We start from the raw sequence: 25066 nt of genomic DNA, 5'->3' as shown, positions 1-25066 counted from the left end.
CCCGGCCGGCACAGGCTCAGGTGGCCAGCGTCTTCAGGATCGCATCGCGGCACATTGCCATCAGGCCACCCGGCAGCAGGCCGAGGCCCAGCACCGCCAGGCCGTTGACCGCCAGCAGCGCGCTGATGCCATTGCTCTGCAGCGGCACGGTGCTGTCCTTGGGCTCGTCGAAGTACATCACCTTGACGACCCGCAGGTAGTAGAACGCGCCGATCAGCGACAGCAGCACCGCCACCACCGCCAGCCAGATGTAGCCGGCCAGGTTGGTGGTGACCAGTGCCTGCAGGATCGAGAACTTGGCGTAGAAGCCGATCAGCGGCGGCACGCCGGCCAGCGAGAACATGAAGATGGTCATCACGCCGGCCACCCAGGGCGCACGCTTGCCCAGGCCGGCGAGGTCGGTGATCTCTTCGCTCTCGAAACCCTGGCGCGCCAGGAACATGATCAGCCCGAAGGTCCCCAGCGTCGTGATCACATAGCTGACGGTGTAGAACATCGCCGAGCTGTAGGCATTGCCTGCCGACAAGGTGTTGCCGCTGATGACGCCCGCCGTCATGCCCAGCAGCATGAAGCCCATCTGCGAAATGGTGGAGTAGGCCAGCATGCGCTTGAGGTTGCTCTGCGCAATCGCCGCGAGGTTGCCGATGACCAGCGAGGCCACCGCCAGCACCATCAGCATCTGCTGCCAGTCCACCGCGATGCCCAGCATGCCTTCAACCAGCAGGCGGATCGTGATCGCAAAGGCGGCCAGCTTCGGCGCGCCGCCGATCAGCAGCGTCACCGCCGTCGGAGCGCCCTGGTAGACATCGGGCACCCACATGTGGAACGGCACGACGCCGAGCTTGAAGGCCAGGCCCGAGACGATGAACACCACGCCGAAGGTCAGCACCGTGGTGTTGATGTTGCCGCGGCCGATGGCGTTGAAGACTTCGGGGATGTCCAGCGACTTGGTCGCGCCGTACATCATCGACAGGCCATAGAGCAGGAAGCCCGAGGCCAGCGCGCCGAGCACGAAATACTTCATCGCCGCTTCGGTGGACAGGCCGTGGTCGCGGCGCAGCGCCACCAGCGCGTACAGCGACAGGCTCATCAATTCCAGCCCGAGGTAGATGACGAGGAAGTTGTTCGCCGACACCATCACCGAGATGCCCAGCAGCACGAACATCGCCAGCGTGAAGAACTCGCCCTTCAGCATCTCGCGCGAGGCGATGTAGGGCTGCGCGTAGGCGATGGTGATCATCACCGCCACCGTGGCGAAGAAGGCCAGCAAGTGGCCCATCGGGTCGGTGACGACCATGCGCTGCATGCCGTAGACGGTGAAGCCGCCGTCGTAGTAGGCCAGGTGCAGCGCGGCCACCGCGGCCAGGCTCAGCTGCGCCAGCCAGAAGGTCGGGCGACGCTTCGCATCGGTGACGTAGAGGTCCAACAAGGCCACCGCGCAGGCGGCGATCAGCAGCAGCGCCTCGGGGTAGACGACCAGCCAGTTCATTTGGGACATGCTGTTCTTCCGCTAGTCATCACTTCAGCTTCGAGGCCTGCACCTGCTGGATCAACTGGGTGACCGAGTGGTGCATCACGTCGGTGAAGGGCTTGGGGTACACGCCCATCCAGAGCGTGGCGATTGCCAGCGCCGCCATCACGCCGAACTCGCGGGCGTTGAGGTCGGTCAAGGTCTTCACGTGCTCGTTGGTCACGTCGCCGAAGTACACGCGCTTGTACATCCACAGCGTGTACGCGGCACCGAAGATCAGCGCGGTGGCGGCCAGCGCGGCCAGCCAGAAGTTGAACTTCACGGCGCCCAGGATCACCATCCATTCGCCGACGAACCCCCCCGTGCCCGGCAGGCCGCAGTTGGCCATCGCGAAGAACAGCGCAAAGGCCGCGAACTTCGGCATCGTGTTGACCACACCACCGTAGGACGAGATTTCGCGCGAATGCACGCGGTCGTAGAGCACGCCGATGGCCAGGAACATCGCGCCGGAGACGAAGCCGTGCGAGATCATCTGCACCAGCCCGCCGGAGATGCCCAGTTCGCTGAAGATGAAGAAGCCCAGCGTCACGAAGCCCATGTGGGCGATCGATGAATAGGCCACCAGCTTCTTCATGTCCTGCTGCACCAGCGCAACCAGGCCGATGTAGACCACCGCGATCAGACTCAGCGCGATGATGAACCAGGCGTACTCGCGGCTGGCATCGGGCGCGATCGGCATCGAGAAGCGCAGGAAGCCGTAGGCCCCGAGCTTCAGCATGATGGCCGCCAGCACCACCGAGCCGCCGGTGGGCGCCTCGACGTGGGCATCGGGCAGCCAGGTGTGCACCGGCCACATCGGCACCTTGACCGAGAACGCCGCAAAGAACGCGAAGAACAGCAGCACCTGCGCGTTCATCGGCAGCGGCATCTTCTGCCAGGTGGCGATGTCGAAACTGCCGCCGCTCTTGAAGTACAGGTAGACCAGCGCCACCAGCATCAGCAGCGAGCCAAGCAAGGTGTAGAGGAAGAACTTGAACGCCGCGTACACGCGCCGCGGGCCGCCCCAGACGCCGATGATGATGTACATCGGAATCAGCGTGGCCTCGAAGAACACATAGAACAGCAGGCCGTCGGCGGCGCTGAACACACCGACCATCAGGCCCGACAGGATCAGGAAGGCGCCCATGTACTGCGCCACGCGTTCGGTGATCACTTCCCAGCCGGCGACCACGACGATCACCGTGATGAAGGCCGTCAGCAGCACGAACCACACCGAGATGCCGTCGACGCCCAGGTGGTAGCGCACGTTGAAACGCTCGATCCACGGTAGGTTCTCGCTGAACTGCAGCGCGGCGCTGGCATTGTCGAAGCCGGTGATCAGCGGAATCGTGACCAGGAAACTGACGATGGCGCCGACCAGTGCGACCTTGCGCACGATGCCGGCCTTGTCGTCACTCCCGATCGCGAGCAGCAGGCAGCCGAAGGCAATCGGCAGCCAGATCGAAACACTCAAAAGACCCATTTGTTGTTCTCCGCCCGGTTTGTCAACGGCCGACCAGGCCGGACAAGGTGGGCCACAGCTGCCAGGTCAGCAGGCCGAACACGCCCAACAGCATCACCAGGGCATACCAGTACAGGTAGCCCGACTGGATCAATCGCGTCAGGTTGGCAATGCCGCCCACCGCACGCGCCGAACCGTTGATCAGCGCCCCATCGATCAGGCCCTGGTCGCCGCCCTTCCACAGGCCCATGCCCAGCAGGCGGGCGCCGGCGGCGAAGACATGCTCGTTGAACCAGTCCATGTAGTACTTGTTCTCGAGCACGCGCACGATCGGCGACAGCGCCTTCGCGATGGCGGCCGGAATGGCCGGCGCGACCATGTAGAACACATAGGCGGTCACGACACCCGCCAGCGCCAGGAAGAAGGGCAGCGTCATCAGGCCATGCAGCGCCATCGCGGTGGCGCCGTGGAAGCCTTCGGCCAGCTCTTTCATCGCGTGATGCTGGGCCAGGTTGACGAAGATCGCATCCTTGAAGAAGTCGCCGAACAGCATCGGTCCGATCGTCAGGAAACCGATCACCACCGACGGGATGGCCAGCAGCACCAGCGGTGCGGTGACGACCCAGGGGCTTTCATGCGGCACATGCACTTCGCTGTGGTCGCCTGGCTCTTCATGGTCACCATGGTCTTCCGGCGGGAAGGGCTTGTGGTGGAAGTGCTCCTTGCCGTGGAAGACCAGGAAGTACATGCGGAACGAATAGAAGGCCGTGACGAAGACACCGAGCACCACCGCGAAATACGCGAACTGCGCGCCCGGCAGGTGGCTGGCGTGCACCGCCTCGATGATCGAATCCTTCGAATAGAAGCCGGCGAAGAACGGCGTGCCGATCAACGCCAGGGATCCCAGCAATGAGGTGATCCAGGTGATCGGCATGTACTTGCGCAAGCCACCCATGTTGCGGATGTCCTGGTCATGGTGCATGCCGATGATCACCGAGCCGGCGCCCAGGAAGAGCAGCGCCTTGAAGAAGGCGTGCGTCATCAGGTGGAACACCGCGACCGAGTAGGCCGAGGCGCCGAGCGCCACCGTCATGTAGCCCAGTTGCGACAGCGTGGAGTAGGCGACGACGCGCTTGATGTCGTTCTGGATGATGCCCAGGAAGCCCATGAACAGCGCGGTGATCGCACCGATCACCAGCACGAAGTTCAGTGCGGTGTCGCTCAGCTCGAACAGCGGCGACATGCGCGCGACCATGAAGATGCCGGCCGTCACCATCGTCGCCGCGTGGATCAGCGCGGAGATCGGTGTCGGGCCTTCCATCGAATCGGGCAGCCAGACATGCAGCGGGAACTGCGCGCTCTTGCCCATCGCGCCGATGAACAGGCAGATGCAGGTCACCGTCAGCAGCATCCAGTCGCTGTTCGGGAAGGTCAGCTTGGCCAGTTCAGGCGCTTTCGCGAAGGCTTCGCTGTAGCTCAGCGTGCCGGCGAACGCAACGATCAGGCCGATGCCGAGGATGAAGCCGAAGTCGCCGACGCGGTTGACCAGGAAGGCCTTCAGGTTCGCGAAGATCGCCGTCGGTTTCTTGTACCAGAAGCCGATTAGCAGGTAGGACACCAGGCCCACCGCTTCCCAGCCGAAGAACAGCTGCAGGAAGTTGTTGCTCATCACCAGCATCAGCATCGAGAAGGTGAACAGCGAGATGTACGAGAAGAAGCGCTGGTAGCCGTCGTCCTCTTCCATGTAGCCGATGGTGTAGATGTGCACCATCAGCGACACGAAGGTCACGACGCACATCATCATCGCCGTGAGGCCGTCGACCAGGAAGCCGACTTCCATCTTCAAATCGCCTAGCACCATCCACTCATAGACGGTGGCGTTGTAGCGCGCGCCTTCGGTGGCCACGGCCTTCAAGACCATCGCCGAGACGATGAACGAGATCAGCACACCAAGGATCGTGACGATGTGCGAGCCGCGGCGGCCCACGGTCTTGCCGAAGAAGCCGGCGACCACGGCACCGACCAGCGGCGCCAGTGGCACCACCAGCAGCAGGTTTTGCGAGAGTTGTGTGGACATTGTTTTCTTCCCGCGGCCGCTCAGCCCTTGAGCTCGTCGAGTTCTTCGACGTTGATCGTGGCGCGGTTGCGGAACAGCACCACCAGGATGGCCAGGCCGATCGCCGATTCAGCCGCCGCCACCGTGAGGATGAAGAACACGAAGACCTGGCCGCCCATGTCGCCCAGGTAATGCGAGAAGGCGACGAAGTTCAGATTCACCGCCAGCAGCATCAACTCGATCGCCATCAGCAGCACGATCAGGTTGCGGCGGTTCAGGTAGATGCCGATCACCGACAGCGCGAACAGCATGCCGCCCAGCGACAGGTAGTGGCCGAGCGTGATGGGGCCTAGGCTCATTTCTTGTCTCCTGCCGCAGCGGCTGCGGGCGGCGGCGGCGGTGCCGACGGCACTTCGATCACCGGCGCCATCTTCACGATGCGCAGCCGGTCGGCCTTCTTGGCGAGCACCTGTTGCGAAGGATCCTGAGCGCGGCTGTCCTTGCGCTTGCGCAGCGTCAGCGCAATCGCGGCGACGATGGCCACCAGCAGCAGCACCGCGGCCACCTGCAACGGATAGAGGTACTTGGTGTAGACCTCGATGCCCAGCAATCGGGTATTGCCCAGCTTGGCCAACGCCGGATCCAGCACCGGCACGTCGGTGAGCTGGAAACCGCGCATCAGCACCAGCGCCATTTCCAGCGCAATCACCGTGCCGATCATGCCGGCCAGCGGCATGTGCTTCCAGAAGCCTTCGCGGAACTCGTCGCCCTTCAGGTCGAGCATCATCACGACGAAGAGGAACAGCACCATCACCGCGCCGACATAGACCAGCACCAGCGCGATAGCCAGGAACTCGGCCTTCAGCAGCATCCAGATGACGGCGGCATTGGCGAAGGCCAGCACCAGGTACAGGGCCGCGTGCACTGTGCTCTTCGCCGTGATGACACGGAACGAAGCAAACAGCAGCACGGCGGAGAACAGATAAAACAGTGCGCCGATGGTGTTCATGGTTTTGCCGCGGGGTGACCGCGCTCCTCCTGCCCTGCCCCGGTTGTGACACCACCGGGTGCGGGCGTGGGGGCGTCAGCGGTACTTCGCGTCGGCCTCCTTGTTGGCGGCGATCTCGCGCTCGTAGCGGTCGCCGACGGCCAGCAACATGTCCTTCGTGAAGTACAGGTCGCCGCGCTTTTCGCCGTGGTATTCGAAGATGTGGGTCTCGACGATCGAATCGACCGGACAGCTTTCTTCGCAGAAGCCGCAGAAGATGCACTTGGTCAAGTCGATGTCGTAGCGCGTGGTGCGGCGGCTGCCGTCGTCACGCACTTCCGACTCGATGGTGATGGCCAGCGCCGGACACACCGCTTCGCAGAGCTTGCAGGCGATGCAGCGCTCTTCGCCATTCTCGTAGCGGCGCAGCGCATGCAGGCCGCGGAAGCGCGGCGATTGCGGCGTCTTCTCTTCCGGAAACTGGACAGTGATCTTTTTCTGGAAGAAATGGCGCCCGGTGAGCTTCATGCCCTTGAGCAACTCCAGCAGCATAAAGCTGGAGACGTAGTCTTTCAGTGATGCAGTTGCAGCCATGTCACTTCCAGATGTTGAACGGGGTCTGAATCCACAGGCCCACCACCACCAGCCACACCAAGGTGACCGGAATGAAGATCTTCCAGCCCAGACGCATGATCTGGTCGTAGCGATAGCGCGGGAACGTGGCACGCACCCACAGGAACATAGTCACCACCGCGAAGGTCTTGAGGCCGAGCCAGATCCAGCCGGGGATGAAATCCAGCGCGGCGATCGGCGGCAGCCAGCCGCCGAGGAACATCGTGACGGCCAGGATCGAGACCAGCCACATGTTGGCGTACTCGGCCAGGAAGAACATCGCGAAGGCCATGCCCGAGTACTCGATCATGTGGCCGGCGACGATTTCCGATTCGCCTTCGACGACGTCGAACGGATGGCGGTTGGTCTCCGCCAGGCCCGAGATGAAGTAGACGACGAAGATCGGCAGCAGCGGCAGCCAGTTCCACGACAGGAAGCCGACGCCCTTGTCGGCGAAGGTGCCCTTGCCCTGGCCCATCACGATCTCGGTCATGTTCAGCGAGCCGCTGACCATCAGCACCACGACCAGCGCGAAGCCCATCGCGATTTCATAACTCACCATCTGCGCGGAAGCGCGCAGCGCGCCGAGGAAGGCGTACTTCGAGTTCGAGGCCCAGCCGGCGATGATCACGCCGTAGACCTCGAGCGACATGATGGCCATCAGGAACAGCAGGCCGGCGTTGATGTTGGCCACCGCCACATCGGGGCCGAAGGGGATCACCGCCCAGGCCACGAGGGACGGCATGATGGTCATCACCGGCGCCAGGAAGAACAGCCGCGTGTTGGCGGCGCTGGGACGGATGATCTCCTTGAAGATCAGCTTCACCGCATCGGCGATCGGCGTCAGCAGGCCCCAGGGGCCGACGCGGTTCGGGCCCGGCCGCACCTGCGTCCAGCCGATGGCCTTGCGTTCCCACAGCGTCAGGTAGGCCACGCAGCCCAGCAGCGGCAGCACCAGCGCGACGATCGTGATCAGGCTCCAGATCACCGGCCACAACATGCCGCCGAAGATCGACACGCCGAATTGGTTGAATTGGTCGATCATGATGTTCAGGCCTTCTCGACGGTGATGGCGCCGAACATCGAACCCAGGCCGCAGGTGGTCGAGTGGCCGGCCGGCACACGCACGGCCGTGGCGGCGAGGCTGGCATCCTCACGCGCGGCGAGCACAACACTGGCCCTGCCCTGCGACACCCGGACCTGCTGCCCCGGCTGCAGGCCCAGCGACTGCCATTGCGCGCTGGACAGGCTGACGAGCGGCGGCTTGCCATCCGCCGTCAGCTGCAGCGCCGGCGCGCGGCGCACCAAAGGATCGGTGGCATAGATCGGCACATCGGCGATGCGTTCCAGACCGGCCGGTGCGGCTTGCAGCGTGACCGCCGCGCCGCCCCGGTTGTTCAGGCGCGATGCCAAGGTGGCCACGTCGCCCAGCGCTTCCTGGCGCACGTCTTCCGCAGTTTCGAAGTCGAAGCCCGGCAGGCCGAGCAGATTGCCCAGCACGCGCAGCACCTTCCACGCCGGGCGCGTGTCGCCCAGCGGCTTCACGACGCCATGGAAGCCTTGCACACGGCCTTCGGCATTGACGAAGGTGCCGGCGGTTTCGGTGAACGGCGCGATGGGCAGCAGCACATCAGCGTTGTCGACGGCCGCGTCCTGGAACGAAGTCAGCGCCACGACCAGGCCGGCGCCGGCCATCGCGGCCCGTGCGGCCGCGCCGTCGGCGGCATCGAGTGCCGGTTCGACGTCCAGCAGCAACAGCGCCTTCATCGGCTGCGACAGCATCTGCGCGGCGTTCAGGCCACCCGGGCCCGGCACGGCGTTGACCAGTTGCGCGCCCACGCTGTTGGCCGCCTCGCCGAAGTAGCCGACGCTGGCACCGGTGTGCTCGGCGATCCATTGCGCCAGGGCCAGCAATTGGCTGGCTTGCGGATGTTGCGCGGCGGCGTTGCCAAGCAGCACGGCCTTGCGTTCGCCCGACAGCAACGCCTTCGCGACCGCTTCAGCAGCTTCGTTGACCAGCGCCGTCGCGGGAGCCACAACGCCCTTGGCCGTGGCCACATAGCCTGCCACATCAGCGAGCGCCTGAGCCCAGCCGCTGGGTGCCGCGGTGATGCGCGCGGCCACCGGCAGCGCCCAGTCGTCGTGCGCCCCGTTCAGGCTCAGCACCTGCGCGCCCTTGCGCGCGGCCTGGCGGATGCGCTGCGCGAACAGCGGATGGTCCTTGCGCAGGAACGAGCCGATCACGAACACCCGCGACAGGCTGGACAGCGATGCAATCGGCAGACCCAGCCAGCGCGCCTGGCCGGCCGGTGCAGCATTCGTGGCATCGGCATGGCGCATGCGCACATCGATGCTCTGGCTGCCCAGGCCGCGCACCAGCTTGGCCAGCAGGTGCAGCTCTTCGACCGTGCGGTGGGCCGAGCCCAGCGCGCCGACCTCGGCGGTGCCATGCTCGGCTTTCACGCGCTTCAAGCCGTCGGCGACATAGCCGAGCGCGGTGTTCCAGTCGACCGGCTTCCACTCGCCGCCCTGCTTGATCATCGGCGTCTTCAGGCGCTGCGGGCTGTTCAGCGCTTCGTAGCTGAAGCGGTCGCGGTCGGCGATCCAGCACTCGTTGACGTCTTCGTTCTCCAGCGGAACGACACGCATCACCTGGTTGTTCTTGACCTGGATGATCAGGTTCGCACCGGTCGAGTCATGCGGGCTGACGCTCTTGCGGCGTGACAGCTCCCAGGTGCGCGCCGAATAGCGGAAGGGCTTGCTGGTCAGCGCACCCACCGGGCAGATGTCGATCATGTTGCCCGACAGCTCGGAGTCGATCGACTTGCCGACGAAGGTGGTGATCTCGCTGTGCTCGCCGCGGTGCTGCATGCCCAGCTCCATCACGCCGGCCATTTCCTGGCCAAAGCGCACGCAGCGGGTGCAGTGGATGCAGCGGCTCATCTCTTCCATCGAGATCAGCGGGCCGACGTTCTTGTGGAACACCACGCGCTTTTCTTCTTCGTAGCGCGAGACACTGCCACCATAGCCGACGGCCAGGTCCTGCAACTGGCACTCACCGCCCTGGTCGCAGATGGGGCAATCCAGCGGGTGATTGATGAGCAGGAACTCCATCACCGACTTCTGCGCCTTCAGGGCCTTGTCGCTGCGGGTGCGCACGATCATGCCCTGCGTCACCGGCGTGGCGCAGGCCGGCATCGGCTTGGGCGCTTTCTCGATGTCGACCAGGCACATGCGGCAATTGGCCGCGATGCTGAGTTTCTTGTGATAGCAGAAGTGCGGAATCGTGGTGCCGGCCGCGTCGGCCGCATGCATCACCATGCTGCCTTCGGCCACCGAGACCTTCTTGCCGTCGAGTTCGATTTCGATCATGTTTCGGTGCCGCCTTAGACGTATGCGGGGACCACGCAGGTCTTGTGCTCGATGTGGTGCACGAATTCGTCGCGGAAATGCTTGAGCATGCCGCGCACCGGCATCGCCGCCGCATCGCCCAACGCGCAAATGGTGCGGCCCATGATGCTTTCGGCCACCGAATCCAGCAGTGCCAGGTCGTCGGCCTTGCCGTGCCCGTGCTCGATGCGGTTGACCAGCCGCCACAGCCAGCCGGTGCCTTCGCGGCAGGGCGTGCACTGGCCGCAGGACTCGTGCGTGTAGAAGTAGGACAGGCGCAGCAGGCTCTTGACCATGCAGCGCGTCTCGTCCATCACGATCACCGCGCCGGAGCCGAGCATCGAGCCGGCCTTGGCGATGGAGTCATAGTCCATCGTGCAGTCCATCATGACCGAGGCCGGCAGCACCGGCGCCGACGATCCGCCCGGGATCACGGCCTTCAGCTTGCGGCCGCCCTTCACGCCGCCGGCGAGTTCGAGAATCTTCGCGAAGGGCGTGCCCATCGGGATCTCGTAGTTCCCGGGCCGCTCGACGTCACCGACCATCGAGAAGATCTTGGTGCCGCCGTTGTTCGGCTTGCCGCAGTCCAGGTAGGCCTGGCCGCCGTTGCGGATGATCCAGGGCACCGCGGCAAAGGTCTCGGTGTTGTTGATTGTCGTCGGCTTGCCATACAGGCCGAAGCTGGCCGGAAACGGCGGCTTGAAACGCGGCTGGCCCTTCTTGCCTTCCAGCGATTCGAGCAGCGCGGTTTCTTCGCCGCAGATGTAGGCACCGAAGCCGTGGAAGGCGTGCAGCTGAAAGCTGTGGCCGCTGCCGAGGATCTTGTCGCCCAGATAGCCAGCGGCGCGGGCTTCTGCCAGCGCTTCTTCGAAACGGTCGTAGACCTCGAAGATCTCGCCGTGGATGTAGTTGTAGCCCACCGAGATACCCATCGCATAGGCCGCGATGATCATGCCCTCGATGACGATGTGCGGGTTGTAGGCCAGGATGTCGCGGTCCTTGCAGGTGCCCGGCTCGCCTTCGTCGCTGTTGCACACCAGGTACTTCTGGACCGGCAAGGCGCGAGGCATGAAGCTCCACTTCAGCCCGGTCGGGAAACCCGCGCCGCCGCGGCCACGCAGGCCGGAACCCTTGACCTCGGCGACCACCTGGTCGGGGGTCATGCCCCCCGCAGCGGCCAAGATCTTGCGCAGCGCCTGATAACCGCCACGTGCCTCGTAGTCCTTCAGTCGCCAGTTGCTGCCGTCGAGCCCTGTGTAGATCTGCGGGCTGATGTGCCGGTCGTGGAAACAGGTCTCCACACCTTTGGCCTGAAACTTGGAAAGGTCCAGCATCGGGTTGCTCATTTGGCCTGGGCCTTGAGTGTCTCGACCAAATCGTCGAGGCGATCGTTGCTCATGAAGCTGACCATCTGGCGGTCGTTGACCAGCAGCACCGGTGAGTCGGCGCAGGCGCCCAGGCACTCGCTCTTCTGCACCGTGAACAGGCCATCGGCCGTCGTGCCGCCTTCGTCGATGCCGAGCTTGTGGCACAGATGCGCGAGCGCCCGCTCGCCATCACGCAATTGGCACGGCAGGTTGGTGCAGACGTTGAGCTTGAACTGCCCGACACGCTGCTGGTTGTACATGTTGTAGAAGGTGGTCACCTCGCGCACGGCGATCGGTGCCATGCCGAGGTAGGCGGCCACCGCCGCTTCGGCATCGGCCGAAACCCAGCCCTGCTCCTGCTGCAGGATGGACAGGCAGGCCATCACGGCCGATTGCTTCTGTTCGGGCGGGTACTTGGCGACTTCGCGCGAGAAACGGGCAAGCGTCGCTGCGGAGAGCGCCGCTGCGGGCGCCTGGGTGCTGTCAGAAAGTGTCATCGGTCAATCTCACCAAACACGATGTCCATGGTGCCGATGATGGCCACCGCGTCGGCAATCATGTGGCCGCGCGCCATTTCATCGAGTGCGGCCAGGTGCGGAAAGCCCGGCGCGCGGATCTTCAGGCGGTAGGGCTTGTTCGCGCCATCGCTGACGATGTAGATGCCGAACTCGCCCTTCGGATGTTCCACCGCCGCATAGGCCTCGCCTTCGGGCACGTGGAAGCCTTCGGTGAAGAGCTTGAAATGGTGGATCAGCTCCTCCATGTTCGACTTCATGTCCACACGCGGCGGCGGCGCCACCTTGTGGTTGTCGATGATCACCGGGCCCGGGTTCGCACGCAGCCACTTCACGCATTGCTGGATGATGCGGTTGGACTGGCGCATCTCCTCGACACGCACCAGGTAGCGGTCGTAGGTGTCGCCGTTCACCCCCAGCGGGATGTCGAAGTCCATCTTGTCGTAGACATCGTAGGGCTGGTTCTTGCGCAGGTCCCAGGCAATGCCCGAGCCACGCAGCATCGGTCCGGTGAAGCCGAGGTTCAGCGCCCGTTCCGGCGTGACGACGCCGATGCCCACCGTACGCTGCTTCCAGATGCGGTTGTCGGTGAGCAGGGTTTCGTACTCGTCGACCATGCCGGGGAAGCGCTGCGTGAAATCGTCGATGAAGTCGAGCAGCGAGCCACAGCGGTTGGCGTTCAGCGCCTTGATCGCGCGCTCGTTCTTGATCTTGTTGACGCGGTACTGCGGCATCACGTCCGGCAGGTCGCGGTAGACGCCACCGGGGCGGAAGTAGGCGGCATGCATGCGCGCGCCGGACACCGCTTCGTACATGTCGAAGATGTCTTCGCGCTCGCGGAAGCAGTAGATCAGCACGTTCATCGCGCCGCAATCCAGCGCGTGCGCACCCAGCCACAGCAGGTGGTTCAGCAAGCGCGTCAGCTCGGCGAACATCACGCGGATGTACAGCGCACGCTCGGGCACCTCGATGCCCATCAGCTTTTCGATCGCCAGGCAGTAGGCTTGCTCGTTGCTCATCATCGACACGTAGTCGAGACGGTCCATGTACGGCAGCGACTGGATGTAGGTCTTGCTCTCGGCCAGCTTTTCGGTGGCGCGGTGCAGCAGGCCGATGTGCGGATCGGCGCGTTGGATGACTTCGCCATCCAGTTCCAGCACCAGGCGCAGCACACCGTGCGCGGCCGGATGCTGGGGTCCGAAGTTCAGCGTGTAGTTCTTGATTTCAGCCATGAATCACGTTCCGGTCAGTGCAGGCCACCGTAGTTGTCTTCGCGGATGATCCGCGGCGTGATCTCGCGCGGCTCGATCGTCACCGGCTGGTAGATCACACGCTTCTGCTCGGCGTCGTAGCGCATCTCGACATGGCCGGACACCGGGAAGTCCTTGCGCATCGGGTGGCCGATGAAGCCGTAGTCGGTGAGGATGCGGCGCAGGTCGATGTGGCCTTCGAAGATCACACCCATCATGTCGAAGGCTTCGCGTTCGAACCAGTTGGCGCCGGACCACACGTCGGTCAGGGAAGCCACCACCGGCACCTCGTCGTCAGGCGCAAACACCTTCAGCCGCACCCGCCAGTTCAGGCTCACCGACAACAGGTGCGAGACGACACAGTAACGCAGGCCGTCCCAGGCCTGATCCTTGTACGAACTGTAGTCGAGCGCGCAGAGGTCGATCAGTTGCTCAAACTTCAGCGACGGGTCGTCGCGCAACTGCTGCGCAACCGCCAGGTAGTTGCCCGCCGTCACGGTGAGCGTGATCTCGCCACGGTCGCGCTTGAAGGTCTTGATCCTGTCGCCGAGCGTCGACTGCAGAGCGGCTTCCAACTTGTCGAGTCGCTGGGTCATTTCATGCTCGCGCGATGGTGTTTTCGCGGCGGATCTTGGTCTGCAGCTGCAGGATGCCGTACAGCAGCGCCTCGGCAGTCGGCGGACAGCCGGGCACGTAGACGTCCACCGGCACGATGCGGTCGCAGCCGCGCACCACCGAGTAGCTGTAGTGGTAGTAGCCGCCCCCATTGGCGCAGGAGCCCATGCTCAGCACCCAGCGCGGCTCCGCCATCTGGTCGTAGACCTTGCGCAGCGCCGGCCCCATCTTGTTGCACAGCGTGCCGGCGACGATCATCAGATCGCTCTGCCGCGGGCTGGGGCGGAACAGCATGCCGAATCGATCGATGTCGTAACGCGCCGCGCCCGCGTGCATCATCTCCACCGCGCAACAGGCCAGCCCGAAGGTCATCGGCCACAACGATCCGGTCTTGGACCAGTTCACCAGCTTGTCCACCGAGGTGGTGACAAAGCCTTCCTTCAGAACGCCTTCGATGCCCATGGCAAGAATCCTCTGTACTGTCGACGCTGCGGGTCACTCCCAGTCCAGCGCACCCTTTTTCCACTCGTAGATGAAGCCCACGACGAGGATCGCCAGGAAGATCATCATCGCCCAGAAGCCCGGCGCGCCGATGTCGCGCAGCGCCACCGCCCACGGAAACAGGAAGGCGATTTCCAGGTCGAACAGGATGAACAGGATCGCCACCAGGTAGTAGCGCACGTCGAACTTCATGCGAGCGTCTTCGAAGGCTTCGAAGCCGCACTCGTAGGGGCTGTTCTTCTGCGCGTCGGGCCGGTTCGGCCCGAACAGGAAGCCCAGCAATTGCGGCGCCACGCCGACTGCCGTGCCGACCAGGATGAACAGGATGACGGGGAGGTACTGCTGCAGGTCCATGGTCGGCGTCAGTGGAGTGTCGGTACGGATCCGGCCATGAAAATGGCGCGCCGCCTGCAACAGCTTCTGTTGCCTACGGAGCGCCCTTGTTGCTCCCTGCCAGCAGGGCGCTTGAGCCCAGGCACCGGATGAGGACCTGGGTTGTACGAACCTTGGTGCCGTCGGCGAGACTCGAACTCGCACAGCTTTCGCCACTACCCCCTCAAGATAGCGTGTCTACCAATTTCACCACGACGGCACGATGAAGGGCCCCAAACGCCGGGCCCGCAAGCTGTTCAGGTGGCATGAGGAATGGCGCCCTGAACAGCCGAAGATTCTAAACCGAATTGATCACACTTCTTCGGGTTAACGCGGCCGACTGATGGCCTCGCGCCACGCCAGCCGCGTGTGACTTGCGTTGCCGCATCACTTGGTCGGAATGGCTCCAGCCGAAGCGGCGGGTGCTGCCGGCGCGGGTGCCGGCGAAGCGCCGGGTTCGGGCTTGGCAGCAGGCGCCGGTACGGCGCCCGGAATCACCGAGCCTTGCGGTACTGACGGCGCGCTGGCCGGCACGCCGGCACGGTCGAGCACGCTGCCGCTTTCCGTGGGTGCACGCATCGTCGCACTGTTGGTCAGGAAGGCCATCGCCAGCGTGCAGGTGAAGAACACCGCAGCGCAGACCGCCGTCGAGCGCGACAGGAAATTGGCACTGCCGGTGGCGCCGAACAGGCTGCCCGAAGCACCGCTGCCGAAGGAGGCGCCCATGTCGGCGCCCTTGCCATGCTGCACCAGCACCAGGCCGATCATCGCCAGCGCGGAAATTAGCTGCAGCACCAGCACAAGGTTCATCCAGATCTGCATGTTGTTCGTTCTCCAGGAGTCAAGGTTGCCGACACGGCCTGATCAGTTGGCCGCGCGGCAGATGGCGACAAAATCGGCCGCCTTCAAGCTGGCGCCACCGATCAGCCCACCATCGATATCGGGTTGTGCAAACAGCGTCACCGCGTTGTCGGGCTTGACGCTGCCGCCGTAAAGAATCTTCATGTCCGCGGAGTGCGCGGTGGCCGCGTGCAACTGTGCACGCAGCAGCGCATGCACCGCTTGGGCCTGCTCGGGCGACGCGGTGCGGCCGGTGCCGATGGCCCAGACCGGCTCGTAGGCCACGACCATCTCGCCAGCGCAATGGCCCAGCGTGTGGATCACCGCCGAGAGCTGGCGTTTGACCACCGCATCGGTCTCGCCGGCTTCGCGCTGCGCCAGCGTTTCGCCGACGCAGACGATCGGTGTGACACCACGGGCCAGCGCGGCCTTGGCCTTGTCGGCCACAAGTTGATCGCTCTCGTGGTGATACTGCCGGCGCTCGCTGTGGCCGACGATGACATAACGGCAACCGAACTCGGCCAGCATGGCCACCGACACCTCGCCGGTGTAGGCGCCCTGTTCGTGCGCCGAGCAGTCCTGCGCGCCCCAGCGAATGTCGCTCGCGGCCAGCGCCACGGCCGTCTCCGACAGATACGGAAACGGCACGCACACCGCCACATCACAACCAAAGGGCCTGGCCGCCGTGATGCCGGCGAGCAATTCCGCGTTGGCCGGGTGATTGCCGTGCATCTTCCAGTTGCCGGCCACGAGCTTGCGTCGCATGTCAGGTCTCCTTCAGAGGGTCCAGTCGAGCATGATCTTGCCGACGTGCTCGCTGGATTCCATCAAGGCATGGGCCGCCGCGGCTTGCGCCGCGGGGAACACTTTGTTGATCACCGGCTTGATACGGCCGGCTTCGATCTGCGGCCACACCCGCTCACGCAAGGCGGCGGCAATCGCGCCCTTGAAGGCCACTGGCCGCGGCCGCAGCGTCGAACCCGTGATCGTCAGGCGGCGGCGCAACACATCGCCGGCATTGATCTCGCTCTTCACGCCGCCCTGCACTGCGATGATCACGATGCGGCCATCGTCGGCAACGCATTGAAGTTCGCGGGCAACGTAGTCGCCGGCCACCATGTCCAGCACCACGTCCGCGCCCTTGCCGCCGGTGGCGGCCTTGACCTCGGCGACGAAGTCCTGCGTACGGTAGTTGATGCCGACATCGGCGCCCAGCGCCTGGCAGGCGGCGAGCTTGTCGTCACTGCCGGCCGTCACGATCACTTGCGCGCCGAAGGCCTTGCCGAGCTGGATCGCGGTGACGCCGATGCCGCTGGACCCGCCCTGCACCAGCAGCGTTTCACCGGGCTGCAGTCGCGCCCGGTCGAACACGTTGGACCAGACGGTGAAGAAGGTCTCGGGCAGGCTGGCCGCTTCAACATCGGTCAAACCCGCCGGCACCGGCAGCACTTGCGGGATCGGCACGACGCAGAGTTCGGCATAACCCCCGCCGGACACCAGCGCGCAGACCCGGTCGCCGAGCTTGAAGCCGGCCGCCGCCAACTCGGCGGTGTCGCCGCCAGCGATCGTGCCGGCGATCTCCAGCCCCGGCAGGTCCGACGCGCCGGGCGGCGGCGCATAGGCGCCCTTGCGCTGCAGCACATCAGGCCGGTTGACGCCGGACGCAGTGACGCGCACCAGCAGTTCGCCGGCGGCCGGTTGCGGGTCGGGCCGGGTGGCCTCGACCAGCACCTCGGGCTTGCCGAAGCTCGTGATCGTGATCGCTCGCATGATGCTGCTACCGCTGCGTCAGGTCTGCGGTTCCTGGCCGCTCGGGGCCGGCGCGGGTGCGGCCGTGGCCACATCGGCGGCCGTCTCCTGCGGAGCCTCGGCGCCGCCTTCGCGCGGCGCATCGCTGCGCTCGCTGCGTTCACGGCGCGGCGGACGGTCGCCACGATCACCACGCGGGCCACGGTCCGGGCGATCGCCATACTCGCGGCGCGGCGGACGCTCGCTGCGCTCTTCTTCCATGCCTTCCGGCCGCTCCAGCAGCGCCTTCATCGACAGCTTGATGCGGCCCTTCTCGTCGGTCTCCAGCACCTTGACCTTGACGACCTGGCCTTCGCTCAGGAAATCGGTGACCTTCTCGACGCGCTGGTGGGCGATCTGGCTGATGTGCAGCAGGCCGTCCTTGCCGGGCAGGATGTTGACCAGCGCGCCGAAGTCCAGGATCTTGGTGATCGCGCCTTCGTAGACCTTGCCGATCTCGGCTTCGGCGGTGATCTCGGTGATGCGCTTCTTCGCGAACTCGGCCTTGTCGGCATCGGTCGACGCGATGGTGATCGTGCCGTCTTCGCCGATGTCGATGGTGCAGCCGGTTTCTTCGGTCAGCGCACGGATGGTCGAGCCGCCCTTGCCGATGACATCACGGATCTTTTCCGGGTTGATCTTCATCGTGTACAGGCGCGGCGCGAACTGCGAGACCTCGGCCTTGGATTCGCCCACCGCTTCCTGCATCTTGCCGAGGATGTGCATGCGGGCTTCCTTGGCCTGGGCCAGCGCGACCTGCATGATTTCCTTGGTGATGCCCTGGATCTTGATGTCCATCTGCAGCGCGGTGACACCGGCGGTGGTGCCGGCGACCTTGAAGTCCATGTCGCCGAGGTGATCCTCATCGCCCAGGATGTCGGTCAGCACGGCGAAGCGGTTGCCGTCCTTGATCAGGCCCATCGCGATGCCGGCCACGTGGGCCTTCATCGGCACGCCGGCGTCCATCAGCGACAGGCAGCCGCCGCAGACCGAGGCCATCGACGAGGAGCCGTTGGACTCGGTGATTTCCGAGACCACGCGGATCGAGTACGGGAAGTCTTCCTTGCTCGGCAGCGCAGCGACCAGCGCGCGCTTGGCCAGCCGCCCGTGGCCGATCTCGCGGCGCTTCGGACTGCCGACGCGACCGGTTTCGCCAGTGGCGAACGGGGGCATGTTGTAGTGGAGCATGAAGCGCTCTTCGAACTCGCCGGCCAGCGCGTCGATGCGCTGCGCGTCGCGGTCGGTGCCCAGCGTGGCGATGACCAGCGCTTGCGTCTCGCCGCGCGTGAAAAGCGCCGAGCCGTGGGTCCTCGGAAGGACGCCTGTGCGAATTTCAATCGGGCGCACCGTACGCGTGTCGCGGCCGTCGATGCGCGGCTCGCCGGCGAGGATCTGGCTGCGTACGATGCGCGATTCGATCTCGAACAGCAGGCCTTCGACCTCGACCTTGTCGAATTCAACGCCTTCGGCCTTCAGTGCGGCCAGCGCGTTGCTGGTCACGTCGCGGCAGGCTTGCGTGCGGGCCTGCTTGCTGCGGATCTGGTAGGCCGCGCGCAGCGGGCCTTCGGCCAGTTCGGTGACCTTGGCGATGAAGGGTTCGTTCTTGGCCGGGGCAGCCCAGGTCCATTCCGGCTTGCCGGCGTCGCGCACCAGTTCATGGATCGCGTTGATCGCAATGTTGCCCTGCTCGTGGCCGAAGACCACGGCGCCAAGCATGATCTCTTCGGACAACTGGTCGGCTTCGGATTCAACCATCAGCACGGCCGCTTCGGTTCCGGCGACGACCAGGTCCAGCTTCGATTCGAGGAGCTGGGTCTTGCCCGGGTTCAGCACGTACTCGCCGTTGATGTAGCCCACGCGCGCGGCGCCGATCGGGCCGCTGAACGGGATGCCGGACACCGACAGCGCGGCGCTCGAGGCGATCAATGCGGCGATGTCGGCCTGCACCTCGGGGTTCAGGCTCAGCACGTGAACGACGATCTGCACTTCGTTGAAGAAGCCTTCGGGGAACAGCGGCCGGATCGGGCGGTCGATCAGGCGACAGGTCAGCGTTTCCAGCTCGCTCGGACGGCCTTCACGCTTGAAGAAGCTGCCCGGGATCTTGCCGGCGGCGTAGGTCTTCTCGATGTAGTCGACGGTCAGCGGGAAGAAGTCCTGGCCCGGCTTGGCTTCGGTGCGCGCGACCACGGTGGCCAGCACGACGGTGCCTTCGATGTCGACGACGACGGCGCCGGTGGATTGGCGAGCGATCTCGCCGGTTTCCATCACGACCTGGTGCGAGCCCCATTGGAAGCTCTTGGTGACTTTGTTGAACAGACTCATGGTGGTGTCTCCGGTTGTGGACTGGCGCGTTTGCGGTGGCGCCTAGAGATTCACCGGGAGCGTGAAGGCCCGCGTCAGCGGCATGCCATTCCAGCGAGGCCAGGCCATCTGGCGTCGGTGGAATGACACAGCAGCGACTGAATCGGCACGCTCCAAAGACGAAAGAGCCTGTGCTGGGCAGGCCAGACAGGCTCTTTTTTGCATCAGTGGCTTACTTGCGCAGACCGAGCTTCTGGATCAGCGCGGTGTAGCGGTCGGCGTCCTTGCCCTTCAGGTAGTCGAGCAGCTTGCGGCGGCGGCTCACCATCCTCAGCAGCCCACGGCGGCCATGATGGTCCTTCAGGTGGGTCTTGAAGTGGGGGGTGAGCTCGTTGATGCGGGAGGTCAGCAGGGCCACCTGGACTTCCGGCGAACCGGTGTCGTTGGCGCTGCGCGCGTTGGACTTGACGATGTCAGCCCGGTTGATTTCAGCCACGGACATGTGAATGTTTCCTGTGATTTGGAAACCGCGGTCCGGGCTCGATCTCACCTTGAGATCAATCCGCTGCGGTTTCCGATTTGCCACTGATGGCGCCACTTGCGGCAGCGGGTGAAACCGACCCGCGCCGTGCTCGTATTTCGAACTCTGTCGAGCGCAAAACCTGCGGATTATAGGCCCAGCGCGGAGCTCAGCCGCTCAACCCCCTGCAGCAGCCGTTTTGGGTCGCGCGATGCGAAGCACCAGCGCAGCCAGCCTTCGCCTTCGTCGCCGAAGGCCGCACCCGGGGCCAGGCCCAGGCCGTGCGCGGCCACCAGGTGCTTGGCAAAGGCCAGTGAGTCGCCGGCACCCGGGGCTTGCAGGAAAGCGTAGAGCCCGCCCTGCGGCACCGCCACGCGCACGCCGGGCACACCCGCCAATGCCGTGCACAGCACATCGCGGCATTCGCGCAGGCGCTGCACCAGGGCCGGCACGCTGCGTTCCGCTTCAGCCAGCGCCGCCAGACCGCCGCGCTGCACGAAGACCGGTGCGCAGGAGCTGTTGAACTCGATCAGCTTGCCCATCGCATCGAGGTGGCCCCGCGGCAGCACCAGCCAGCCCAGGCGCCAGCCGGTCATCAGGAAGCTCTTCGAAAAGCTGTGCACGATGACGACGCGATCGTCAAGCGTGGCCAGGTCGAGAAAACTCGGCGCCGCGATGCCATCGCCGAACCAGACCCGCTCGTACACCTCGTCGGCGACGATCCAGGTGCCGGTGCGGCGGCAGTGGTCCAGCAAGGCCTGCTGCTCGCCGCGCGACAAGGTCCAGCCGGTGGGGTTGTTCGGCGCGTTCACCAGCAGCACACGCGTGTCCGGTGTCACCGCATCGATGAGCTGTTGCAGGTCCAGGCGCCAGGCGCCCTGGGCATCCGGCGCCAGCGGCACGCGCCGCACCCGCGCTCCCAGGATGGCCGGTTGCGACGGCAAGTTGGGCCAGACCGGTGTGACGACGACCACCTCGTCGCCCGCATCCACCAGCATCTGCATTGCCAGCATCAGCGCGGTGACGCCGGATGACGTCACTGCGATGCGGTCTTCGCCCGGATCGCCATGCAGTGACGCGGTGTAGCTTCGCAGCGCGTCGCGCAGCTCGGCCAGCCCCAGGTTGTGCGAGTAGAAGGTCTCGCCGCGCGCCAGCGATTCAGCCGCGGCCTGGCGCACTGCCTCAGGCGTCACTTCGTCGCTTTCGCCGAACCAGAACGCCAGCACATCGCTGCGGCCCAGCCCGGCATTGGCCACCTCGCGGATCTTCGAGCCCGGCAGGTGGGTGATGACATTGCGCATGCTGCGTCTGCTCCTAGTTCGGCCGCGTCATGCGGCAGGTGTGCGGCAGTTCCGCCTGGCGGGCATCCAGGCGGCGCACGGTGCGGAAACCGTAGCCCGAGCCTTCGACATCGTGGCGCACGCCGGCAGCACCCTGCTTGTCCATCTGGCTGACGAACAGAGGCTGCTGGAACTGGTGATCCTCGGCGCGCATCACGCCTTCGTGCACGCCGCCCAGCGCGGTGGCGTCGAGCTTCAGGCCTTCGAGGGCGCGGGCCACGGCCGTGGCATCGGTGGTCTTGGCGCGCTCAATGGCCTGCACCAGCAGCTCGACCATCGCCTGCATGCGCGCATGCAGGTAGTCGTCCCTGGGATCGGGGAAGCGCTGGTGGAAGCGCTGCACCAGCGCATCGGAGGCCGCGCCGCCGGCATTGGCATGCCATTCGGCCACCGCCAGCACCGAACCGACACCGGCTTCGCCCAGCGTGGCCGGCACGCCCAGCGCGTTGCCGTAGAACGTGTAGAACTTGACCGGCACACCCAGCTCGCGCACGGCCTTGACCAGCAGCGTCAGGTCGTTGCCCCAGTTGCCGGTGACCACCGCCTGCGCCCCGCTTGCGCGGATCTTGCTGGCATAGGGCAGGAAGTCCTTCACGCGGCCCATCGGGTGCAGTTCTTCGCCGACGATCTGGATGTCCGGCCGTTTCGCCTCGATCGCCACGCGCGCCAGCTTCACGACGTACTGGCCGAAGCTGTAATCCTGGCCGATCAGGTAGGCGCGCTGGATGCTGCGGTCGTCCTTCAGCACCTCGGTCAGCGCGGCCAGGCGCATGTCGGCATGCGCGTCGAAGCGGAAGTGCCAGAAGCTGCAGCGCTCGTTGGTCAAGGCGGGCTCGACGGCCGAGTAATTCAGCAGCAAGGCACGCCGCGTGGGTTCGCGTTCGTTGTGCTTGTTCAGCGCATCGACCAGCGCCGCGGCCACCGCCGAGCTGTTGCCCTGCATCACGAAGCCGATGCGCTGGTCTGTGGCGCTGCGCAGCAGCGACAGCGCTTCATCGGCGTTGCCCTTGCTGTCCATGCGCAGCAGTTCCAGCGGCCGCGCACCGCCGGGCAGCTTGACGCCGCCGCGCTGGTTCACGCGCTCGACAGCCCACAGCAGGTTGCGGTACACGGCCTCGCCGGCATTCGCGAAGGCACCGGACAGACCTTCGATCATCGCCACCCGCACCGGCTCGGCAGGGGTGGCCTGGGCCCGGGCGTCGGTCAGCAGGCTCGCGCATATGGCGACGACACCGGCCAGCACAAGGCTGAGCCGCTTGAAAAATGCAGGGGTCATTGGCAGGAGCAGAAGGCTTGAAAACGGGAGCGCCGCTGCCAAGTTCAGCGGCATGGGTGATGCAGATGAGCGCGCTGAAACAGCGCAGCAGCACCTACACCGTCATTCTAGGAGTTGACCATGTTCCTCGTTCCCGTCTCCCGCCGCAGCCCTGCCCTGTCACGCTCGTTCAACGGCTTTTTCGACGACGCCTTGTTCGACCGCTTCTTCGCCTCGACACAGCGCAGCAATGCCACCCCGGCGCGCAGCCCCGCGCTCGAGGTCATCGAAACCGAGCAGGCCTACACCGTCACGGTGGATCTGCCCGGCATCGCCAAGGACCAGGTGAAGATCACCATCGAAGGCCGCCGCGTCGACATCGAGGCCCAGGCCCTGAAGCTCGACGACAAGAAGGACAGCGACCGCATCGTCTACAGCGAGCGCTCGGTGGCCAGCTTCGCGCGCAGCCTGACGCTGCCTGTCGACATCCATCAGGAGGCCTCGGAAGCCCGGCTGGAAAACGGCGTGCTGACGCTGACGCTGGCGAAGAAGCAAGCGGCCGGCAGCAGGCAGATCGAGGTCAAGTGATCTCGGCCAGCGGCCAGCGCGGCCGCACGTCGAAGGCGTAGTCCTTCGATGCCTGCGCCGCGCCGGCCTGCAGCCGCATTGCCGCAGCCAGCGCGATCATCGCGCCGTTGTCGGTGCACAGTTCGAGTTCAGGGTAGTGCACGCGCAGGCCGCGCTTCTTGGCAGCCGCATCCAGCTGCCGCCTCAATTCCGCGTTAGCACCCACACCACCGGAGACCACCAGGCGCTTGAGCCCGGTGGTCTTCAGCGCGTTCAGCGACTTCTTCACCAGCACCTCGACGATGGCGGCCTGGGTCGATGCGGCAAGGTCGGCCACCTGCTGCGGCGTGGGCTGGGGCCCGAGCCGGCGATGCTGGGTCAGCACAGCAGTCTTCAGTCCGGCAAACGAGAAGTCGAGGTTGCCGCTGTGCAGCAGCGGCCGCGGCAGCGCAAACGCATCGGCTCGGCCCTGCTCGGCCAGACGCGACAACGCGGGCCCACCGGGGTAGCCCAAGCCCAGCAGCTTGGCCGATTTGTCGAAGGCCTCGCCGGCGGCATCGTCGATCGATTCGCCGAGCAACTCATACCGCCCGACCGCTTCGACCCGCATCAACTGCGTGTGCCCCCCCGACACCAGCAGCGCGACGAACGGAAACTCGGGCGGGTCTACCGACAGGAACGGCGACAGCAGATGCCCTTCGAGGTGGTGCACGCCCAAGGTCGGCACATCCAGCGCGGCCGCTAACCCGCAGGCCACGCCGGCGCCCACCAGCAGCGCGCCCGCCAGGCCGGGGCCTCGGGTGAAGGCCACCACGTCCACTTGCTGCAGGCTGCAGCCGGCCTGCGCCAGCACCTCGCGCGCCAGCGGCAGCACGCGGCGGATGTGGTCGCGCGAGGCCAGTTCGGGCACCACACCGCCAAATGCTTCGTGCATCTGCACCTGGCTGTGCAGTGCATGCGCACGCAAGCGGGGCACGCCGGAGCCAGTGCTGCTGACCAGCGCCACGCCGGTTTCGTCGCAGGAGGATTCGATGCCCAGCACGTTCATGCGGCGCGAGTGTAGTGCCCGGGTCCGCGGGATCTCGCCTGCGGGGCCGAACAGGCGTAGGCTTGGCTCGGATGTTGCAGGCAATCTGCCATGGTCGAACCCGCGTCAGCGCTGCGCATTGTCATCGTCGCCCCCGAATCCCTGGTCCCCGACGCCGATGAGGACGCCGAGGCCTGGGGCGCGGCCGAGCGCTCGCGCCAGCTGCGGATCGGGCTGCTGGAGAGCGGCTACAACATCGTCGCGGTGCTGCCGTCGGACATGTTCCTGCCCGATCGCCTGGCCCAGATCCAGCCCGACCTGATCATCGTCGACGCCGAAAGCCAGGCCCGCGACACGCTGGAGCATGTGGTGATGGCCACGCGCGACGCGCGCCGGCCCATCGTTCTGTTCACGGACGATGACGACACCACGCATGTGAAGGATGCCATCGCCGCCGGTGTCACGGCCTACGTCGTGGCCGGCCTGTCACCAGTGCGGGTGAAACCGGTGCTGGATGTGGCGATGGCCCGCTTCCAGGTTGAAGAGTCGATGCGTCGGGAGCTGGCCGATGCACGCGGCCAGCTCAGCGACCGCAAGGTCGTCGAACGGGCCAAGGGCCTGTTAATGAAACGCCAGGGCCTGAGCGAAGAAGAGGCCTATGCGCGGCTGCGCAAGACGGCCATGGACAAGGGCCTGAAGCTGGCCGATCTGGCCCAGCGCATGATCGACGCCGTCGACCTGCTCGGATGAACACGGTGCGCCGGCGCGACCCGGCAGCACACGAAACAGG

The 25066-nt window shown here is 65.4% G+C and carries 24 protein-coding genes and 1 tRNA gene; 2 read left to right on the top strand and 23 right to left on the bottom strand.

Annotated elements, in window-relative coordinates:
• Positions 1-16 precede the first annotated feature (16 nt).
• From nuoN to VLK61_RS01735, 22 genes are all read right to left on the bottom strand, one after another.
• Positions 17-1498, bottom strand: a complete 1482-nt coding sequence (nuoN, locus tag VLK61_RS01840; protein ID WP_325417685.1) for an NADH-quinone oxidoreductase subunit NuoN — start codon at positions 1496-1498, stop codon at positions 17-19.
• A 19-nt stretch (positions 1499-1517) separates the two neighbouring features.
• A complete protein-coding gene (locus VLK61_RS01835) occupies positions 1518-2993 on the bottom strand; it encodes an NADH-quinone oxidoreductase subunit M (RefSeq protein ID WP_325417683.1) in 1476 nt (491 codons plus the stop codon).
• Positions 2994-3015: 22 nt separating this feature from the next.
• Positions 3016-5049 (bottom strand): NADH-quinone oxidoreductase subunit L, encoded by a 2034-nt coding sequence (gene nuoL / locus VLK61_RS01830; protein WP_325417681.1) that lies wholly within the window; start codon positions 5047-5049, stop codon positions 3016-3018.
• 20 nt (positions 5050-5069) lie between these two features.
• The gene (nuoK, locus tag VLK61_RS01825) at positions 5070-5387 is read right to left on the bottom strand and encodes an NADH-quinone oxidoreductase subunit NuoK (protein WP_325417679.1); all 318 of its coding nucleotides are present in this window, start codon (positions 5385-5387) and stop codon (positions 5070-5072) included.
• Positions 5384-6037 carry an NADH-quinone oxidoreductase subunit J gene (locus VLK61_RS01820; RefSeq protein WP_325417677.1) on the bottom strand — a complete coding sequence of 218 codons (654 nt, stop codon included), beginning with the start codon at positions 6035-6037 and terminating at the stop codon, positions 5384-5386. The genes nuoK and VLK61_RS01820 overlap by 4 nt, the downstream gene beginning before the upstream one ends.
• Before the next feature lie 75 nt (positions 6038-6112).
• Positions 6113-6610, bottom strand: coding sequence for an NADH-quinone oxidoreductase subunit NuoI (nuoI, locus tag VLK61_RS01815; protein ID WP_325417675.1), 498 nt, complete (start codon positions 6608-6610; stop codon positions 6113-6115).
• A 1-nt stretch (position 6611) separates the two neighbouring features.
• A complete protein-coding gene (nuoH, locus tag VLK61_RS01810; protein WP_325417673.1) occupies positions 6612-7673 on the bottom strand; it encodes an NADH-quinone oxidoreductase subunit NuoH in 1062 nt (353 codons plus the stop codon).
• Positions 7674-7678: 5 nt separating this feature from the next.
• Positions 7679-10000, bottom strand: coding sequence for an NADH-quinone oxidoreductase subunit NuoG (gene nuoG / locus VLK61_RS01805; protein ID WP_325417671.1), 2322 nt, complete (start codon positions 9998-10000; stop codon positions 7679-7681).
• Positions 10001-10014: 14 nt separating this feature from the next.
• Positions 10015-11352, bottom strand: coding sequence for an NADH-quinone oxidoreductase subunit NuoF (gene nuoF, locus VLK61_RS01800; protein ID WP_325417669.1), 1338 nt, complete (start codon positions 11350-11352; stop codon positions 10015-10017).
• An 8-nt stretch (positions 11353-11360) separates the two neighbouring features.
• Entirely contained in the window at positions 11361-11882 is a 522-nt protein-coding gene (gene nuoE, locus VLK61_RS01795) for an NADH-quinone oxidoreductase subunit NuoE (RefSeq protein ID WP_325417667.1), read from the bottom strand.
• Positions 11879-13132: an NADH-quinone oxidoreductase subunit D gene (locus VLK61_RS01790; protein WP_325417666.1), complete on the bottom strand. Its 1254-nt coding sequence runs from the start codon at positions 13130-13132 to the stop codon at positions 11879-11881. The genes nuoE and VLK61_RS01790 overlap by 4 nt, the downstream gene beginning before the upstream one ends.
• A 14-nt stretch (positions 13133-13146) precedes the next feature.
• Positions 13147-13746: an NADH-quinone oxidoreductase subunit C gene (locus tag VLK61_RS01785; protein WP_325417664.1), complete on the bottom strand. Its 600-nt coding sequence runs from the start codon at positions 13744-13746 to the stop codon at positions 13147-13149.
• A 1-nt stretch (position 13747) separates the two neighbouring features.
• Positions 13748-14227, bottom strand: a complete 480-nt coding sequence (locus VLK61_RS01780; RefSeq protein WP_325417662.1) for a NuoB/complex I 20 kDa subunit family protein — start codon at positions 14225-14227, stop codon at positions 13748-13750.
• Positions 14228-14260: 33 nt separating this feature from the next.
• Positions 14261-14620 carry an NADH-quinone oxidoreductase subunit A gene (locus VLK61_RS01775; protein WP_325417660.1) on the bottom strand — a complete coding sequence of 120 codons (360 nt, stop codon included), beginning with the start codon at positions 14618-14620 and terminating at the stop codon, positions 14261-14263.
• A 153-nt stretch (positions 14621-14773) separates the two neighbouring features.
• Positions 14774-14858, bottom strand: a tRNA-Leu gene (locus VLK61_RS01770).
• Between the two features lie 167 nt (positions 14859-15025).
• Positions 15026-15460 carry a preprotein translocase subunit SecG gene (secG, locus tag VLK61_RS01765; RefSeq protein WP_325417658.1) on the bottom strand — a complete coding sequence of 145 codons (435 nt, stop codon included), beginning with the start codon at positions 15458-15460 and terminating at the stop codon, positions 15026-15028.
• A gap of 42 nt (positions 15461-15502) precedes the next feature.
• Positions 15503-16243, bottom strand: coding sequence for a triose-phosphate isomerase (tpiA, locus tag VLK61_RS01760; RefSeq protein WP_325417656.1), 741 nt, complete (start codon positions 16241-16243; stop codon positions 15503-15505).
• Positions 16244-16255: 12 nt separating this feature from the next.
• The gene (locus VLK61_RS01755; protein WP_325417654.1) at positions 16256-17248 is read right to left on the bottom strand and encodes an NAD(P)H-quinone oxidoreductase; all 993 of its coding nucleotides are present in this window, start codon (positions 17246-17248) and stop codon (positions 16256-16258) included.
• A gap of 18 nt (positions 17249-17266) precedes the next feature.
• Positions 17267-19588, bottom strand: a complete 2322-nt coding sequence (pnp, locus tag VLK61_RS01750) for a polyribonucleotide nucleotidyltransferase (RefSeq protein WP_325417652.1) — start codon at positions 19586-19588, stop codon at positions 17267-17269.
• Between the two features lie 211 nt (positions 19589-19799).
• Positions 19800-20069: a 30S ribosomal protein S15 gene (rpsO, locus tag VLK61_RS01745; RefSeq protein ID WP_325417650.1), complete on the bottom strand. Its 270-nt coding sequence runs from the start codon at positions 20067-20069 to the stop codon at positions 19800-19802.
• Positions 20070-20236: 167 nt separating this feature from the next.
• Positions 20237-21388, bottom strand: a complete 1152-nt coding sequence (locus tag VLK61_RS01740) for a pyridoxal phosphate-dependent aminotransferase (RefSeq protein ID WP_325417648.1) — start codon at positions 21386-21388, stop codon at positions 20237-20239.
• Positions 21389-21401: 13 nt separating this feature from the next.
• Complete coding sequence (locus VLK61_RS01735) at positions 21402-22703, bottom strand: branched-chain amino acid ABC transporter substrate-binding protein (RefSeq protein ID WP_325417646.1); 1302 nt, start codon at positions 22701-22703, stop codon at positions 21402-21404.
• 120 nt (positions 22704-22823) lie between these two features.
• Between VLK61_RS01735 and VLK61_RS01730 the strand changes: the two genes are divergently transcribed.
• Positions 22824-23270 carry an Hsp20/alpha crystallin family protein gene (locus VLK61_RS01730; protein ID WP_325417644.1) on the top strand — a complete coding sequence of 149 codons (447 nt, stop codon included), beginning with the start codon at positions 22824-22826 and terminating at the stop codon, positions 23268-23270.
• Here VLK61_RS01730 and tsaD read toward each other — a convergent pair.
• Positions 23263-24297: a tRNA (adenosine(37)-N6)-threonylcarbamoyltransferase complex transferase subunit TsaD gene (tsaD, locus tag VLK61_RS01725; protein ID WP_325417642.1), complete on the bottom strand. Its 1035-nt coding sequence runs from the start codon at positions 24295-24297 to the stop codon at positions 23263-23265. The genes VLK61_RS01730 and tsaD overlap by 8 nt on opposite strands.
• 90 nt (positions 24298-24387) lie before the next feature.
• Here tsaD and VLK61_RS01720 point away from each other — a divergent pair, with 90 nt between their 5' ends.
• Entirely contained in the window at positions 24388-25026 is a 639-nt protein-coding gene (locus tag VLK61_RS01720) for an ANTAR domain-containing response regulator (RefSeq protein ID WP_325417640.1), read from the top strand.
• The last annotated feature ends 40 nt before the right edge of the window (positions 25027-25066 follow it).

The organism is Aquabacterium sp., assembly GCF_035476535.1.
Taxonomy (GTDB): domain Bacteria; phylum Pseudomonadota; class Gammaproteobacteria; order Burkholderiales; family Burkholderiaceae_C; genus Pseudaquabacterium.
The sequence above is the reverse complement of the archived record's forward strand: the minus strand, read 5'-3'. Positions and strand labels throughout refer to the sequence as shown.